Annotated in this window: 13 protein-coding genes and 3 tRNA genes; 3 read left to right on the forward strand and 13 right to left on the reverse strand. The window is 34.8% G+C overall.

Going from position 1 to position 17,739, the window contains the following annotated elements:
* Nucleotides 1-98: 98 nt before the first annotated feature.
* From AA80_RS03520 to AA80_RS03530, 3 genes are all read left to right on the forward strand, one after another.
* Nucleotides 99-184 (forward strand) — tRNA-Leu (locus AA80_RS03520).
* 32 nt (nt 185-216) lie between these two features.
* A tRNA-Met gene (locus AA80_RS03525) sits at nt 217-293 on the forward strand.
* A 10-nt stretch (nt 294-303) separates the two neighbouring features.
* Nucleotides 304-380, forward strand: a tRNA-Met gene (locus AA80_RS03530).
* Between the two features lie 85 nt (nt 381-465).
* Here the strand turns inward: AA80_RS03530 and AA80_RS03535 are convergent.
* From AA80_RS03535 to AA80_RS10225, 13 genes are all read right to left on the reverse strand, one after another.
* A complete protein-coding gene (locus tag AA80_RS03535; RefSeq protein WP_103876443.1) occupies nt 466-2,604 on the reverse strand; it encodes an alpha-galactosidase in 2,139 nt (712 codons plus the stop codon).
* A gap of 65 nt (nt 2,605-2,669) precedes the next feature.
* Nucleotides 2,670-3,842, reverse strand: coding sequence for an MFS transporter (locus AA80_RS03540; RefSeq protein WP_103876444.1), 1,173 nt, complete (start codon nt 3,840-3,842; stop codon nt 2,670-2,672).
* A 172-nt stretch (nt 3,843-4,014) separates the two neighbouring features.
* Complete coding sequence (locus AA80_RS03545; RefSeq protein ID WP_103876445.1) at nt 4,015-4,827, reverse strand: carbohydrate ABC transporter permease; 813 nt, start codon at nt 4,825-4,827, stop codon at nt 4,015-4,017.
* Nucleotides 4,824-5,723 (reverse strand): carbohydrate ABC transporter permease, encoded by a 900-nt coding sequence (locus AA80_RS03550; protein ID WP_103876446.1) that lies wholly within the window; start codon nt 5,721-5,723, stop codon nt 4,824-4,826. The genes AA80_RS03545 and AA80_RS03550 overlap by 4 nt, the downstream gene beginning before the upstream one ends.
* 435 nt (nt 5,724-6,158) lie before the next feature.
* Entirely contained in the window at nt 6,159-7,433 is a 1,275-nt protein-coding gene (locus AA80_RS03555) for an ABC transporter substrate-binding protein (protein WP_103876447.1), read from the reverse strand.
* 88 nt (nt 7,434-7,521) lie between these two features.
* Nucleotides 7,522-9,585 carry a beta-galactosidase gene (locus AA80_RS03560; protein WP_103876448.1) on the reverse strand — a complete coding sequence of 688 codons (2,064 nt, stop codon included), beginning with the start codon at nt 9,583-9,585 and terminating at the stop codon, nt 7,522-7,524.
* Between the two features lie 185 nt (nt 9,586-9,770).
* Entirely contained in the window at nt 9,771-10,931 is a 1,161-nt protein-coding gene (locus tag AA80_RS03565) for a galactokinase (protein ID WP_103876449.1), read from the reverse strand.
* A 13-nt stretch (nt 10,932-10,944) separates the two neighbouring features.
* Entirely contained in the window at nt 10,945-11,928 is a 984-nt protein-coding gene (gene galT / locus AA80_RS03570) for a galactose-1-phosphate uridylyltransferase (RefSeq protein WP_103876450.1), read from the reverse strand.
* A gap of 109 nt (nt 11,929-12,037) precedes the next feature.
* Nucleotides 12,038-13,060 (reverse strand): LacI family DNA-binding transcriptional regulator, encoded by a 1,023-nt coding sequence (locus AA80_RS03575; RefSeq protein ID WP_103876456.1) that lies wholly within the window; start codon nt 13,058-13,060, stop codon nt 12,038-12,040.
* Nucleotides 13,061-13,437: 377 nt separating this feature from the next.
* Nucleotides 13,438-15,360 (reverse strand): threonine--tRNA ligase, encoded by a 1,923-nt coding sequence (gene thrS, locus AA80_RS03580; RefSeq protein WP_103876451.1) that lies wholly within the window; start codon nt 15,358-15,360, stop codon nt 13,438-13,440.
* Between the two features lie 27 nt (nt 15,361-15,387).
* Entirely contained in the window at nt 15,388-16,452 is a 1,065-nt protein-coding gene (gene prfA / locus AA80_RS03585) for a peptide chain release factor 1 (RefSeq protein ID WP_166667765.1), read from the reverse strand.
* 172 nt (nt 16,453-16,624) lie between these two features.
* Nucleotides 16,625-17,173 (reverse strand): methyl-accepting chemotaxis protein, encoded by a 549-nt coding sequence (locus AA80_RS10220; protein ID WP_342351798.1) that lies wholly within the window; start codon nt 17,171-17,173, stop codon nt 16,625-16,627.
* A partial coding sequence (locus AA80_RS10225) for a HAMP domain-containing protein (protein ID WP_244903563.1) occupies nt 17,058-17,739 on the reverse strand: 682 nt, incomplete at its 5' end. The genes AA80_RS10225 and AA80_RS10220, both read right to left, overlap by 116 nt.

The following is a 17,739-nucleotide window of genomic DNA, read 5'->3' on the forward strand; positions in this document are numbered from 1 at the left end:
TTTTTTAAAGCTTAATCTATTATAATATAATAAATAAAAAAGATCGATAGGTATTGACAAACTTTCCTTTTTATGATAGACTTATTTTTGGAATTAATGCCGAGATGGCGGAATTGGTAGACGCTGCGGACTTAAAATCCGCTGGGTAGAGATACCCGTGTCGGTTCGAGTCCGACTCTCGGCACCCTTTTAAATTAATTATGCTACATTACTTGGTGCGGGGTGGAGCAGTCTGGTAGCTCGTCGGGCTCATAACCCGAAGGTCGTAGGTTCAAATCCTACCCCCGCTACCATTTGTTATATGGCGGCGTAGCTCAGTTGGCTAGAGCATACGGTTCATACCCGTAGTGTCAAGAGTTCGAATCTCTTCGCCGCCACCATAAATGAAATTTCTTAAATAAAAAGATGGGGTAATTTAGATAGATGCCCCATCTTTTTATTTTATTTTAATATTTTGACGAATTATTAATCACTCTTTCTAAACCTCAAAATTCTGCTATAAAAATGAGTTACTTTTCCACTTTCGAAAAAATCCTTAGAGGAATCCTCTACTATAATTCCCCTTTCTTTCAGTGCCTTTCCTGATAATTTAATTATCTCTTTTTCTTCTTCCTGAAGCCCTTCATAAACAGTGTATACAGCATCGTTTTCCAAATCTTTTAGCTTGACGTTTACCCTATCGAACAAGCCAAACCTTCGAGGGTTTCTTAAATATATCAAAACACCTTCATCTTTACTTTTATTCAAATACTCCACAGCAAAATACCTATCGTTTGGAACGGAAGAAAGTCTGAATTGATAGCCTTCTTGTATTATCTCTCTTATCTCTTTATACAACTGAACCTGATACCTTGCTAAATCGAAATCCCTTTCAGAGAATTTATTCAAATCTGCACCGATTCCCAAAGATCCCATCATCGATGAATGAAATCTGTACGCCAAAGGATAAGTATCTTTTTCTCCCCAGTCAGTTACCCACCCTATCATTATTTTTGGTGCGTATGCGTAGGAAAAACCCTCTTGGATCTCTAATCTATCAAATGGGTCTGTGTTGTCGCTTGTCCATACTTGATCCGCATATTGCATTAAGCCTATATCCACTCTTCCCCCACCGCTGGAACAGTTTTCAAAAGTAACGTGTGGATGTTTTTCTCTTAAATATTTCCAAATATCATATAAGTTCCACACGTATTTAACCCATATTTCTCTTTGTTTTCGTGGTTCTACTTGCATCCATCCCGACTCAAAAACATGTCTGTTCATATCCCATTTGACGAAATCTATATCGTTCTGTGTTAAAAGATTATCCATGAAATCTATGATGAACTCTTTCACATCTTCTCTTGCCAAATTAAGCATCAATTGATTTCGTTGAAGTGATTTTGGTCTATTTGGAAAACTAATCACCCAGTCAGGGTGATTTCTATACAATTCGCTGTCAGGGTTAACCATCTCCGGTTCTACCCATATGCCAAAATCCATTCCTAAGGATTTAACATAGCTTATCAAAGGTTTCAAGCCATTTGGAAATTTATCTTTGTTCACATACCAATCCCCTAACCCTGCATGATCGTCATTTCTTTCCCCAAACCATCCATCGTCTATAACAAAAAGTTCCACACCAATTTTTGCAGCCTTTTCAGCCAATATTTTTTGATTTTCTTCGTTCACATTAAACGTCGTGGCTTCCCAAGAATTGTATAAAACCTTTCTTAATTTGTGTGCTTTATCTTTTGGCAAGATATAGTCGAGCTGGTAATGATGTATATTCTGGCTCGCCTTTGTAAAACCCTCGTCTGAAAAGCCAAACACAAATTTCGGAGTAGTGATCTTTTCCGAGGGTTCTAGTATATAACTAAAATCCCAGTCATTTATTCCTCCAATTATAGCTATTCTTTCGTATATACGTTTTTGCACTACTATCTTCCAATTACCACTCCAAGCTAATTCACCGAAGTATACCTTTCCATGATCTTCATCAGCAGAGTAATCGATCGCAAAAAAAGGATTCAGGTAGGCGCTTGTTTTTCCAACCCTACTTTCCAAAACTTTGCTTCCCTCGTTTATGTCTTCCTTTTTTAAGTGAAACTCACTCCCCCACATACCTGCAAGATAATTTAGTTTTGCTTTTTCATCATTTTCAACATACAACGACGCCGATTTCATATCTTCTACATTTATTTCTTGATTAGAATTGTTTTCAATCTCTATCCATCTTTCTATAATATCGTACTTTGCTATCACCTTGTAGAAAAGATTTACACTCAAATTATAATGCTCATCACTTAGCCTGATTACTAGATCATTCCCACTCACTTCAAAACTTTTGTAATTCAACACAATATCCCTAACACCGTCGTAATACTCAACCTTCAAACAATGCTCGACGTTGTTCTTCTCTCCTCTTACAGAAAACTCATCATTCCAAGTGTATCTGTCCATTACAATCAAATCTTTAACTTCTGGGTAGTCCTTAAACCTCGGTAACTTTGATCCCCAATACAAATTTTTGATTTTTCCTTGATCATCTAATCCAAAAACGTAACCCATATTTTCTGTTTCCAAAAACCATCTCTTCGTTTCTTGATCAAAAGTTATAGGCATTTAATTTCCTCCTTCTCACATTTAAATGGTGAGCCTTTTAAAACCAGAATTTTATCGTTGCATACTCAAAATATTTTTTTGAAAGAAAAAAATAAAAGAACGAAAATACACAAAGAATAAATAGCCGAAAAAAGATAAACAGCATCAATCCCGTTTAAAGTATAAAGAAATCCCATCATCAATGGAGCCACAGTTCCAGATAACTTAAAGAAAACCTCTCTTAAGGAAATCACCGCTCCTCTGTTTTTTCTTGAAGTTATTTCAGTAGTCAGAGAGTGCATACTCGGAATATTTATGCCATGCCCCATGCCAAAAATAATAACAGCTACCATCAAACCTACAAAATTTCTAACAACCATCAATAAAAAAAGGGCGATCGCATAAAACACATAAGAAAAAGCTAACAACCATTTTACCGTGTATCTATCGCTTAATTTCACCAACTGTGAAGAAGCAAATGCAGCGGTGAAAGACATAAAAAACATTAATATACCTGTTATCCAAGGGGGAAAACCAAACTTATATTCTGATAAAAAAGGTAGATACGAAGAATATGCACCACTGAGCAAAAAGAAAGTAGAAAACCCAGCAATATAGATAAGAATTATTCTGAAATCTTTTAAAACTTTAAACAGATCTACAAAATAATCCTTCAAGTTCTCACCATTATTTTGATGGGAATCTTCAAGAAGAAATAAGGTAGCTATTCCAACGGGTACAGCTAAAATGGACAGAAAAAAAGGAAACTGCCAACCAAAAATAGCCAACATTCCACCAATAAGTGGATAGATAGCTAATCCAATATTTGCAACGGTTTCATTGTAACCTATAACTTTTAATCTTTCTCTTTCTCTAAATAAGTCTCCCATAAGGGTTACATTCAATGCGCCCAAGGCGGATGCCCCAGCTCCATTGATAGCACGTAATAACAGTAAAATGTTAAAATTTGTTGTTAAACCACTTAATGCCCCAGATATGGCAAATAAAAATAAGAAAGGAACCATAAATTTTTTTCTTCCATATCTATCAGCTAAAACACCAAATAATGGAGTTAAAAATATGGCAGGCAAGTTAAAAAAAGTAATTAACAAGCCTACCTGTTGCTCTGTTACATTGAATTCTTCCTTTATCAAAGGAAAAACAGGAGAAATACTAGATACACCCATGACGACCATCAACGTCACACCGAATATAATTAACATGTTATTTTTTTGATTTTGTTTTTTTGCAGAATTCAACTTTTTGCTTCCCCCAATAATTTTAGCTCTCTATACCTTTAATTTTATCATATTCACACATTATATAAACTTCAAAAAATCTATTAATACAATTTTTTTCATTTGTGATAGAGTTTTATTAGTTGTTGAAATACACTATTACAAAGAAAGAGGGAAACATTTAGACATATTTTTATTGTTTTACAGAACCTAAAACGCCTTGTACGAAATACCTCTGAAGCATAAAAAATAGAATCAGAGCTGGTACCGTCGCTACTACTACGGCTGTCATAACTAAACCAAAATCGGGTTTGTAACCTGATGCTAAATTAGCTATAAATAAAGCCATAGTACGCTTTTTTTGACTTTGAATAATAACTAAGGGTTGTAAGTATGCGTTCCAACTTGTTAAAAAGGAGTAAATTGCTGCGGCAGCATATGTGGCTTTTATTGAAGGCATTACTATGGAGAAAAAAATTCTTAATTCACTTGCTCCATCCACACGCGCCGCCATTATAATCTCCCTTGGATATGTTTGAAAATTTTGTTTGAAGAAAAAGACTAAAAACACTGATGGGATCATAGGTAAAATAACTCCCCAAAGGGAATCTATTAAATTCAAATAAGTCATCAACCTGAAAACAGGAACCATCAAAGCGGCAAAAGGAACCATCAATGTTAATAAAGTCCCACCATAAACATATTTCATTCCTTTTGATTTATACAGTTCAAACCCGTAACCGGCCATAGAAGATGCAACAACAGACAAAATAACTACAAAAAAAGAAATTTGGATAGAGTTCCAGAAAACTTGACCTAAATCAAAATTGTTTATAAGATTTTGGATATTTACGAAAAATTGATTTCCGAATGTTAGTTTTCCTTTATTGACATCTAAAGATGTATTTGTGCTACCAACCACCATCCAATAAAAAGGGAACACTGAAATAAAAGCAGCAATACTTAAAAACAAGTATATTAATACATATCTAATTTTTCGACTCATTTTTCCTCACCTGCCACCCTAAACTGCGTTAAAGTTAAAATTACAGCTATAAGAACTATAATCCACGAAATTGCAGAGGCATATCCAAAATTTGGAACATACTTAAAACTAACATTATAAATATAAACTGATGGTGTAAGCAAAGAATTACCTGGGCCAACGCTTGAACCTGTTGTCACCCCAGAAGCTAGCATCATTGGCTCATCAAAGAGTTGTAATGTTCCTATCGTAGACAAAATAGTAGTAAAAAGAATTATAGGTTTCAACAAAGGAATTGTAATTCTAAAAAATTGGGTAATTTTACTTGCACCGTCTATCTCAGCAGCTTCATAGATTTCTTGGGGTATATTTTGAAGCCCTGCTAAATATAACATCATATTATACCCTGTCCATCTCCAAGTCATGGCAATTATTAATGTAACTTTGGCCCATACTGGATCTAACAACCATCTAATGGGTTCTTTAATTATATTAAGAGTTAATAAGACATTGTTAATAAGACCTTCAGTAGAAAACATCATTTTGAAAACTACACTATATGCAACAAGAGAAGTGACAGCAGGTAAAAAAAGAGCTGTTCTAAAAACCCTTTTTAACTTTAATTTTGGATCATTAAGCAAAAAAGCAAAAATAAGCGCTAAAAAGAGCATTATAGGAACTTGAATAATTAAAATAATAATAATATTTTTCAATGATTGTATGAAATAGTTGTCTTGAAAAAGTCTTAGATAATTTCCAAAGCCCACAAAATTTCTCATTACTCCTCTTGTAGAAAAAGTAGATAAATATAGGGAATAAATCAAGGGATAGAAAATAAACAAAGCCAAAAAAAATACAGCTATACTTACAAAAATCCAACCCCATTTGTTTCTTCTTTTTTCAAATGTTTTAGTCACTTAATAAACCTCCTAACTAAAAAATATTATTTAGTGTCTTTGGAAACTCTGAAACCTGCTTTAAACAATACTTCAAGAATCTAAAAATTTTTAAAATACCTCCATCATTCTAAGTTACATACAATCTGCTTTAGCTCCCCTTCGCTCAGCAGCCCGCCCGGATGGATCGAGTAGGGCTCCGCCCTGTAACCCTTTTAAAATCAAAATCTTATTTTTGAAAATCTTATTATTTCTAAAGTGTCTAAAAATATTATTAATGAGACTTGCAGTTTGCAACCAGATAATAAAAACTTTTTAGGAAAATACAAATACAAATTAAGTTTTTTAGTTCATTCTTTTTAAACTAATTTTAGATAATAAATTATATTTTGGTAAATTAGTTATCACAAATACTAAGGGTATCAAAAAGAAGGTCCATAAGGACCTTCTTAATAATTAAAAAAATCCAACTACATTTCTAAACTGATCTTCAGCTTTTTTTAGAGCTTCTTCAATCGTTAAGTTACCATTGTATACATCTGGCATTACTCCCATAATTGCTGCGTCTGCTTCGTAAGTAAATAAACCATAATCAATTGAAGGAATCATAGTCATCCATTCTGAAAAATCTAAATATATTCTTTGGTTACCAAAGAAAGGATCTCGTTTTACGTAAGCTTCACCTGTTTGAGCAGGTAACCAGGTTCCTATAGCTCCTCTTTCGTACAATATTGTTTGATAAAAATCTACATCTTTAGCATATATTTCTTTCATGAAATTAATTGCTAAATCTTTGTATTCAGAATTTTCTAATATATACCAACTGGATCCTCCAAGATTTGAGGCGTTAACAGAACCAGGAACATCCAATTTTGGAATTGGTAGAACGCCCCATTTACCTTCTTGAGTGGGTTCTGCCTTTATCGATCCAATTATCCATGCTCCAGTAATAACGGAGGCAACTTCTCCTTCATTAAATGATGCTACCCATTCATTCCAGCCAGAAACTTCTTTGCCAATTCCTGAGTCATAAATTTCTTTGTAAATTCTGACTGCTTCATACATCACTGGATTATTTGCTATGTTTGGTTCTCCATTCTCGTAAAAATACCAAGTTCCCGCTGATTGTAGCAATATCCTCATTAAACCTCCATCATACGGATCGGCTCCAATCATATATTTCCCAGTTTCTTCTTTAACCTTTTTTCCTAATTCTATAAATTCAGTCATTGTAATTTCATTTAGACCTTGAACGTTTATTCCAGCTTCTTGAAAATAATCTCTTCTATAAAACCATCCTGTTACACCAGAATCGAATGGAACTCCATAGACTTTGTTTTTTAATGTCATGAATCCAAGTTTGTAATCGGCGAATTCTTCCCAGTTAAAATAACCTGTTAAATCAGTAAAAGATTTAGGATACGATTCCAAATACTTCTTTGCGTTATAATCTTCAATCAACACAATTTCAGGAAGACCTTTTTTTACACCAGAGGCCAATATTGTGTTCAACTTTTGCTCAACATCGGCTTTTGCCATACTTACAATTTCAAACTCTACATTTGGATTTGCTTTACTGTATCTTTCGGCTGCTTCTTCCATGATTGCCACATTAAAATTAGGATCCCAACACCATATGGTTATTTTGCCACTTGAATCTGCTGCATTAGCCGTTATACCTAATCCCACCATAAAAACTAAAAGGACTAAAACACTTAAAAATCTTTTCATACCTACACCTCCCATATGTTTTAGACATATTTAATCATAGTACTTGTACTGCTATTCAAAAATCACCTCCTTCATAGCAAAAAGCATATCAAGATTTCGTTCTTTTAAGAATCTTAACCCCATAACCTGGAACAGTTAGTTTTCTATCTGAAGTTTCACCTTCCAGAAGGTCGATATATTTCTGTTCATCAAGTTCGACAACCTTTTCTTCTTGAGTAAAGTTCATCACAAAAATAAAGTCATTCTCTCCATCAGTTCTCATTTGAGCTGTAATACCGTATGGTAAATCCCTATCAATAACCTTTTTCAATCCAAGTTCTTCTATCAGTTTGCCATAAAACATATCGTTAAATTGCTCTTCATTTCTTGAAGCTATATAATATGCTTTTCCTTTTGAAAAATCATTGACCGTTAAAGCGGGCATCCCTTTGTAAAAATCCTCTTTGTAGGTTGCCAAAGATCTAGCTCCTTCCAAATGAATCAAATCGCATAGTTCCTTTGCTTTATATTCACCTTTCAGCCCTAATTCATTTTCATTATCGAAAGAAACTTGTCTACTCTCACCATCGTAAAGTGCATCTATCTCCTCAGACCAAATGCCAAGAACCTCTCTCAAAGGACCTGGAAATCCCCCTAAGAAACACAAATCTGTCTCGTTGACTATTCCCGACCAGTATGTTGTAACAAAGGTCCCACCTTTTCTCACAAATTCCTTGATTTTTTCACTTACCCCTTGTTTAACCATGTAAAGCATTGGTGCTATCAATAATTTGTATTTTGAAAAGTCACAGTCCATATTTATAACATCAACAGGTACACCATTCTTCCAGAAAGGTTTATAATTCTCTTTAACGGTTTCCTCGTAATGTATGCCTATGTTTCTTGGGCCTTGGGCATCTTTCATCGCCCACCTATTTTCCCAATCAAAAATAATAGCAACTTCTGGATTTACCGTTGTTCCTATTATTTCATCTAATCTTTTTAGTGTTTCACCCACATTTTTGACATCGTTGAAAACTCTGGTATTTTCATGCCCACAATGATCAACAACAGCTCCATGGAATTTTTCACTGCTCCCTCTGCTCTTTCTCCATTGAAAATATTGAACGGTATCAGAACCATGAGCTACCGCTTGAATAGAAGATAATAAATGCATTCCTGGTCTTTTCAATTTACTGACTTCTTGCCAATTAGTTGTGCTCGGAGTGCTCTCCATCAACATGAAAGGTTTTCCACCTTTCAATGATCTATTCAAATCATGAACCATACTCACTCCACAGGCTAAATCGTAATCATCATTACTATGCCATCTTGGATAATTATCCCAGGAAATTACATCCACATAATCAACAAATTTCCAGTAATCTAATCCCTCATATATTCCCATAAAGTTGGTTGTCACAGGCAGGTTTGGATTTATCTTTTTCAGAGGCTCTATCTCGTGTTTGAAAAAATCAACAGTTTGGTGAGTTACGAATCTCTTCCAGTCTAAACTTAATCCATGAAGCGTACTCTCTCCATGAGGCGCGGGAGATTCTATTTGTGTCCAATCAGTATAGGTATGACTCCAAAAAGCCGTCCACCAGGCATCATTCAGATTTTCTAAGGTTTTATATTTCTCCTTTAACCAATTTCTAAAGGATTCTTGACAGAGTTCACAGTGACATTCTCCCTCATATTCGTTAGATACATGCCAAGCTATTACTCCTGGATGATTCGAATACCTTTCTGCTAGTTTTGTGTTTATAATGTTGACTTTTTCTCTGTAAACTGGCGATGTATAACAATGATTATGGCGCTCACCGTGAAGGTTTCTCACTCTATTCGGTCCTACCCTCAAAACTTCTGGATATTTCCGCGACATCCAGGCAGGCCTAGCACCACTTGGAGTTGCTAAGATTGTATATATTCCATTTTTGTATAGCTTTTCTATAACTTTATCTAACCAACCGAAATTAAACTTACCTTCTTCAGGTTCTAAAGTACTCCAGGCGAATATGCCTACAGACATAACGTTGCATCCAGCAAGCTTCATAAGCCTGATATCCTCTTCTAAGACTTCTGGATACTTTAGCCATTGATCAGGGTTATAATCTGCCCCGTGTAGAAAATGCGGCACTTTTGCACTTATTGGTTCATATTTTTTTGTCATTATTTTCACTCCTAAACTTTCAATATTATTTACAAGGTCAATATTACTAAACATTAATATCGATACCGTGAACGATACCAAAATAATTATAACAGAGTTAAAATTCGTTGCAAAATCTCGTTATGGGCAATTAGGTAAGTTTAAAGGCAATTAAAAGATATTATTCACGTTTAACTCGAATTTTCTCAATTTTTGAGAATTTTTACTCCGTCTTCGATTGTTGTTTCGTAAAAGAATGGCTCTATCATGGTTTTTTCATAATAATTCTTCGAAACTTGCTCCTTGAAAGTTTTTACCTGACTTTTTTCCACCAAAGCAATGGCGCATCCACCAAATCCTGCTCCAGTCATTCTAGCTCCTACACAGCCTTTGGTTTTTAGAGCTTCGTCAACAATTGTATCTAGTTCATAACCTGTCACTTCATAATCATTTTTCAAGGAATTATGGGATTGGATTAAAAGTGATCCAAAACCTTCAATATCATTATTATTTAATAATTTAGAAGCCTGGATAACCCTTTGATTTTCTGTTATTACGTGCCTTGCTCTTTTTAACTCTATTTCATTATCAAGATATTTTAGATCTTTCTCACTACATTGGCATAAATTATCAACTTTTGTTTCCTTCGATTGGTTTATTTTTTCTAAAGCATTTTCACATTCTTGTCTTCTTTGGTTGTATTGAGACGAAGCAAGCTCTCTTCTTTTGTTTGTGTTCATAATAATCAGAGAATACTCGTCTAAATAGCAAGGTATGTATTCATAAGTTAGGTTTTGTGTGTCAAGCAGTAAAGCGTGATCCTTCTTGGCGTTTGCTATCACAAATTGATCCATTATTCCAGAGTTCACACCAATAAATTTGTTTTCAACCCTTTGTCCCAAGAGTGCAAGGTATGTTCTTTCGATTTCTTCAGGGGATTGACTTTGAGATAAGAGCATGAACCCAATTAGTACTTCCAAAGCCGCAGAAGATGAAAGGCCTGCTCCATTTGGAAGTTCTCCTTTAATCAGTATATTACATCCCTTCAAGGGAACCCCATCTTCTAACAGAAACTTTATAACCCCCTTAGCATAGTTACCCCAACCATCCTCTTTTCTATAATCCACTCCCTTATTTAGATCGACTTTTACTTCGTTGGGAAAGTCCATAGATTTTAGGCAAATAAAATTATCGTCCCTCAAATTCATTAAGCCATTTATACCAAGGTTTATAGCTACTGGTAATACATATCCTCCATTGTAGTCTATATGTTCGCCTATCAGATTTATTCTTCCTGGAGAGAAGAACCTTTGTACTGGTTTTTTACTAACTTCGTAGATTTCTTGAAAAGAATTTAGTAAATCCATTTTGTCGACCTCTCTATTGTATTTTTTTGAATTTTTCTATTGCATTTCTTAAAGTAACGGCAGTTTCTTCCACCGCCATGGTATTCGCCGCAGCCCAAGCACCCATCTCGCTTGATGCGTACCATTTTATTTTATCCTTGTCTCTTAAAGGAGGATAGAACTCAATATGAAAATGATAGTATTTGTTGGAATCTGCATATTCTTCTGAATTAACAGGAGTTTGATGGATATTCATCATGTAGGGAAAAGGTTTGTCAAACAATGCATCAAAACCACCAGTTAACAGTTTTATCGCCTCAGCCAGGTCCCATTTTTCTTTTTCGTCGAATTCTGATAAGTTGCCTTTGTGGGATTTGCTGACGATGAAAGCACCATAGGGGTAGTCTGTAAAAAACGGGAGATAAACGAGAAATGAGCCATTCTCAAAAAGAATTCTTTTTTGAAACTCCTTTTCTTCTTTGTTCATTTCACAAATAAGGCATTTTTCTTTTTCTTCGTAATATTTTTTACAGTTGTCGAGTTCCACTTTTAACTTCAAAGGAATCCACGAATAGGCATATAATTGACCGTGTGGATGGAGCATCGTTACCCCTACTTCTTTTCCTCTGTTTTCAAACGGAAAGATGTATTTTATTTTTTCATCTTTTGAGAGTTCCTCAAATCTTTCAACCCATAAGTTTACCAACTTAAATATATGTTCTACTTGTAATTGAGGAAGGGTAATATTGTGATCAGGAGAATACAAAATCACTTCGCATTTTCCATAATTTTTTTTGACTTTGTACAAATCCGATCCTTGTATATTTGGCTCATCTGGTTCTAGTTTTAAAGCGGGAAAATCGTTGTCGTATGCATAAACGTCATAGTTCGGAGGCACTTTTTTACCCGGTCCTGGACAAAAGGGGCACCAATCCTCAGGTAAATGGGGTCTATTTTGTCTGTTGTCTGCAACCATTGTGTATGTTTTTAATAAAGGATTCCAACGTAATTCTGCCATACAATTCCTCTCCTTCTTTGTTTGAGATTTACTGCCTTTAAAATCTCTAAACCTTCTTTAGCGCCCCTTCGCCCCGCTGCCCACCCATGACCCATATCTTATTTTATGTTTAAGATTTCCTCACTATAAGTTCTATATCTAATACTTTCCTTGTTGATGAGTTATCGCTTTTCTTACTTTTTATTCTTTTATAAAGCATTTGAAATGCCTCATATCCCATTTCAAACTTTTTAACTTTTACCGTTGTCAACTCTGGCTCGATTAACCTTGAAAAGGCTATATCGTCGTAACCTACTACTGAAACATCTTGTGGAATCTTTAGATTATTTTCTTTCAAAGCTTTAATCGCCCCGTAAGCTATTAGATCGTTGTAGCAAAATATTCCGTCGAATTCTTCTTTTTTTCTGATCATTTCAACCGTTTTATCGTAACCTGCTTTAACGTGATATCCTTCATGTATCCCTTCACATATCTTGATATCATCTTCCGAAAAAGTTAACCCTTTCTCTTTTAACGCTTTTTTATAGCCTTGCAACCTTCCATATGAAGCAGAGTTATATAGTTGATCGGTTATTATTTTTATCTTTTTACACCCTTTTTCAATGAGGTATTGCGTTGCAAGATATCCCCCTTTTACTTCGTCACTGAATATTTCATCCACATTCCAACCGTCTATTTCTCTACCTACAAGTACTATAGGGAAGTGTTCTTTTATCAGTTCCTGAATATCTTCATAACTCTTTTGCATTGGAAAAAGGAGAATACCGTCGACTCTCCTTTCCAAGAGCGTTTTTAAAAACTTTTCTTCATTTTCGTATAAACCTTCAGAGTTCATAATTATTATTTGATAATTATTCTCCCGTGCTGCTTTATCAATACCTTTGAATACCTCAGAGAAGAAAGGGTTAGAACTATCAGGCATGATTACTCCGATTGTATGAGTTACATTGGATTTGAGCATAGTAGCGTATATGTTTCTAACGTAGCCTAGTTCTTGGGCAATTTGTTCTATCTTTTCTTTTGTTTGAGGGTTTATATCTGGTTTATCGTTTAAAGCCCTTGATACAGTGTTTACAGAGACCCCTGCTTTTTCAGCAATGTCTTTTATGGTTACAAAACTACCTCGACTTATTTTTATCACCTCTTTCTCATGTTAACGTTAACGGTATCAAATTAATTTTACACCAAAAACCAAAAAAATCAAAATGATTTTTTTGTGGTACAATTCTTGTAGGACAAATAAAAAAATAAAATAGAACTTGCATTTTATGGCGTATTAGATCATAAATTAATTGTCATCGAAATAGAGTAATGGTTAGATAGTATTTTTATGTCTTTGAAAATCTAAATATTCAGGTTATAAAGGGTTCATATCATTATAATCAAGCCAAAAAGGTTTTAGAAAAGAAAAGAAAAAAGAATTCAGACGAAAAAAATAATCTTAATTAAAAACCTAAAATATTGAAGGCGCCCTTTCCTGGGCGCCCTTTATAAATGAGTATTATTAATTTAAAAAGTTAAGTCCAAATTTCTGTTCTTTATTTCTTTTTTTATTTTCTCAATGAAACGTTCTTTTGAAACATTTTCTATGGTATCACCTTTTCGAGTTCTTATATTTATAGTATCTGAGTTCACTTCCTTTTCTCCAAAAACTATCATATACGGCACTTTCTTCATCTGTTCATTTCTTATCTTATATCCCACGGTAGCATCAGAATCATTTACATAAACCCTAATACCTTCTTGTTCTAAAATACGAGAAAATTTCTTTGCTTCTTCGTTAAATTTTTCAGAAACTGGAAGAATTGATACTTGAACAGGAGAAAGCCAAGTCGGAAACTCACCAGCAAAGTTTTCTATTAAAATACCAAAGAATCTTTCTAAAGACCCAAATATTGCTCTATGAATCATAACCGGCCTTTTTTGTTCATCGTTTTCATCTGCGTACACAATGTCAAACCTTTCGGGCATCTGAAAATCAAGCTGAATCGTGGTACATTGCCATTTTCTCCCAAGGGAATCTGTAACGTTAAAGTCTATTTTGGGACCATAAAAAGCCCCTTCCCCCTCGTCTATTCTATATTTCATATTGGTCTTTTCCAACGCCTTTTTTAAAGCATCGGTAGCCTTTTCCCAACTTTCAATATCTCCCATATGATCTTCAGGCATAGTACTTAAGATGGCTTCGTATTTAAAACCAAATGTTGAAAATATTTCGTTGGTTAGTTGTATAACTTTTATTATTTCTTCCTCCATTTGTGACTGCATGCAGAATATATGCGCGTCATCTTGAGTGAAAGCTCTGACTCTAAAAAGACCGTGCAAAACCCCACTTCTTTCGTAGCGATGTACTTTACCAAATTCAAACATTCTTATTGGTAAGTCTCTGTAACTGACAAAGTTATTCTTATATATCAATATATGCCCTGGGCAATTCATCGGTTTGACTGCCATAGGCATATCTTCTTTCTCAGTGAAAAACATATTCTCTTTGTAATGATCCCAATGCCCAGATTGATGCCATAATTTAATATTCATGATTTGAGGGGTTTCTACCTCTTCGTATCCATATTTTTTATGAACTTGGCGAGAGTAAGCCATCAATTCATTTAAAATTATCTTACCATTCGGTAGGAAAAAAGGCATACCAGGAGCCATCTCAGATTGTAACATGAATAAATTCAATTTTGGGCCTAATTTTCTGTGATCTCTTTTTTTTGCCTCTTCCAACATGTTTAAGTAATCGTCAAGTTGTTTATTTTTGGGGAAGGCGGTGGCATATATCCTTTGAAGCATCTTGTTCTTTTCGTCTCCCCGCCAATAAGCTCCAGATACTGAAAGAAGCTTAAAATATTTAACATAACCAGTAGAAGGAAGATGAGGCCCCCTGCACAGATCATAGAAATCCCCTTGAAAATAAACTGAAACAGTGTCTTCTTCTAGTTCCCCAATTAATTCCAGTTTGTAAGGTTGATCCTGGAATAATTCAATAGCCTCTTTTTTATTTACTTCTTTTCTAATAATTTTTATATCTTCTTTTATAATCTTTTTCATTTCCTCTTCTATCTTTGAAAAATCTTCTTCTGAAAGGTTGTATCCTTCAATATCAAAATCGTAATAAAAGCCGTTTTCAATAACCGGCCCTATAGCTAATTTGACTCTATCCTCTCCGAAAATCCGTACCACCGCCTGGGCCATAATATGAGCCATCGTATGTCTGTATATTTTTGGAGCTATTTCATCATCCAAAGTTATTAACTTAATAGTTGAATCCTGCATTATAGGGGTATTCAAATCTTTTAATTCACCGTTAATTTCAGCTGCTATAGCTTTTCTGTACAGCCCTTGGGATATACTTTTGGCAATTTCTGCAGGGGTAATCCCATCTTTAAATTCCTCAACAGAATCATCTGGAAAAGTTATTCTAACCATTTAATCACCTCTAACAATAATGGAATTTTATAAAGTTAAACTTTCAAGTTTTTCTTTGAGATCTTTTTCTAGGAGCTTATCTATTATTTCATCTAAATCTCCATCAAGTATTTCGTTTATTCTATGAGTGGTATAGTGAATTCTATGATCTGTAACCCTGTTTTGTGGGAAATTGTATGTTCTTATTTTTTCGCTTCGCTGTGCAGTACCTATTTGTGATTTTCTCTCTTGTGTAAGCTGAGATTGTTGCTCTTCTAACTTTATCTCAAAAAGTTTTGCCCTTAGTATATTTAAAGCTTTTTCTTTATTTTGATGTTGGGATCTTTCATTTTGACAAGTTACAACGATTCCAGTGGGGAGATGGGTTATTCTAACGGCAGAATCCGTTTTGTTAACGTACTGACCACCTGCTCCACCTGCCCTATAGGTATCTATTCTGAGATCATTCTCATTTATCTGAACATCTATATCCGTTGCTTCCGGTAACACCGCAACGGTGGCCGTCGAAGTGTGTATCCTTCCAGAAGATTCTGTTTGAGGTACCCTTTGTACCCTATGCACACCACTTTCGTATTTCAATCTTCTGTAAGCACCTTGACCCTTTATTTTTAATATGGCGGTTTTAATTCCACCAAGTTCGTTTTCGTTTAGATCAAGGAGTTCATATTTCCAATTTTTTCTTTCAGCATACCGTATATACATTCTCATTAACTCTGAAGCGAAAAGGCTCGCTTCATCACCTCCAGTACCTGCTCTTATCTCCATAATGATATTTCTCTCATCATACTCATCTTGAGAGACTAAACCTTCTATAATTTTTTTTCTTGTTTCTCCTTGCTTTTCCTCTAAATCTTGGAGCATTGACTGATATTCTTCTTCAGAGACTTCATTGTTTACATACATTTCTTTTAATGCTTTTATGTCTTCTAAATCCTGTTCGTAACTCTCAAACAGTTTATTTAATTCTGATAGTTTGGAATGCTCCTGTCCTAATTTTTTTAAATTTTCAATATCGTTAGTAATACACGGATCACTTAGTTGTTTCTCTAGTTCTTTAATTTTTTTCTTTACTTCTCCTTTAAAATCTAATATATTCAACTTTCTCACCTTTTTATTTTATTTGTTAACATTAAGGGGTAAAACCCCTTAAGATCCCCGAACGCATTTGCTTCGCAAATGAGAATATGGAAATTATTTCTAAGGCATTATAAAGAACACTTTTGCATAAAGTAGCAAAAAGCTTTTTGCACAATTCAGCAAAATTTTATATCTTAAAACTTCCAACTAATCCTTTTAATTCTGTGGCTAATTCACTCAACTCTTTCGCTTCTTCGTTTATCCCTACCCCTTGTTTTACTTGTTCGTCTATTACACTTCTTGACCTTTCTAGTTGTTCACTTATCTGTGTTGCCGCTTTCGCTACCCTGTCCATCGCTGTGCTCATCTCTTGCGCACTTGCACTTTGTTCTTGCGCACTTGCAGTCATGTTTTCTATCCCTTGGTCCATCCTTTCTATCCTTTCTTTTATCCGGTTGAAACTTTTCTGTACATCCTCCATCTTTTCGTTTATTTCCCCTATCGTTCCTACTACCTTGTTCGTCGATTCGTTTACTTTGTTCGTCCCTTGCGTTATGTTGGTTAATATTTCAGATATTTCATCCGTTGCATTCCTTGATTCTTCTGCTAATTTCCTTATCTCATCCGCTACTACCGCAAATCCTCTTCCTGCTTCTCCTGCCCTTGCCGCTTCTATCGCTGCGTTTAGTGCCAAAAGGTTCGTTTGTTCCGTTATCGAGTTTATCGTTTCTACTATACTTTGTACGTTCTTGGCATTGCTTGCAAGTGGTTTTTGAGTTCTTTTCTGAGTTCTTTCTGCTTTCTTGTGATGATTGCGTTAGACTTTCTGATGCGTTTTCTACTTTGTCTGATGCCTGCTTTATTGACCCCATGGATCTTCTTAGTTCTTTACTCATTTCTGATAGAGCGTTGGCCATCTGTCCAATCTCGTCTTTGCTTTTGCTTTCAAAGTTTACCGTTAGGTCTCCTTCTTTGAATTGGTTTATCTTGTTTTTGAAGTCTAACAGTGGTTTCGTTATACTCCTTATTAGATAGATGACCATTATTATCGATACTACAAAGGCGACTATGGTTAAAATAATTGTCAAGGTTATTGCTCTGTTGTTTTCTTCTATGAGTGATGGACCTAAGGTGTCTTGTTGAACTTTTAATTCCATTCTTTGTTCTTCTAATAGGTTCAGTATCTCTACCCTTGCTTGCTCCATCTGCTCGATTATGGGCTCCTGGGATTCTATAGCTGTGACTATTTGATTGAATGTGTTTTTGAATTGTTCAAATATGCCTTTCATCTTGTTGAACATT

The sequence above is a fragment of the Petrotoga sibirica DSM 13575 genome (assembly GCF_002924625.1).
In the GTDB taxonomy this organism is placed as follows: domain Bacteria; phylum Thermotogota; class Thermotogae; order Petrotogales; family Petrotogaceae; genus Petrotoga; species Petrotoga sibirica.

Bases quoted from the DNA above. Each gene is read 5' to 3' on its own strand.
- AA80_RS03535 (WP_103876443.1), bottom strand. From the start codon at position 2,604: ATGCCTATAACTTTTGATCAAGAAACGAAGAGATGGTTTTTGGAAACA.
- AA80_RS03545 (WP_103876445.1), bottom strand. From the start codon at position 4,827: ATGAGTCGAAAAATTAGATATGTATTAATATACTTGTTTTTAAGTATT.
- AA80_RS03555 (WP_103876447.1), bottom strand. From the start codon at position 7,433: ATGAAAAGATTTTTAAGTGTTTTAGTCCTTTTAGTTTTTATGGTGGGA.
- AA80_RS03560 (WP_103876448.1), bottom strand. From the start codon at position 9,585: ATGACAAAAAAATATGAACCAATAAGTGCAAAAGTGCCGCATTTTCTA.
- AA80_RS03565 (WP_103876449.1), bottom strand. From the start codon at position 10,931: ATGGATTTACTAAATTCTTTTCAAGAAATCTACGAAGTTAGTAAAAAA.
- galT (WP_103876450.1), bottom strand. From the start codon at position 11,928: ATGGCAGAATTACGTTGGAATCCTTTATTAAAAACATACACAATGGTT.
- thrS (WP_103876451.1), bottom strand. From the start codon at position 15,360: ATGGTTAGAATAACTTTTCCAGATGATTCTGTTGAGGAATTTAAAGAT.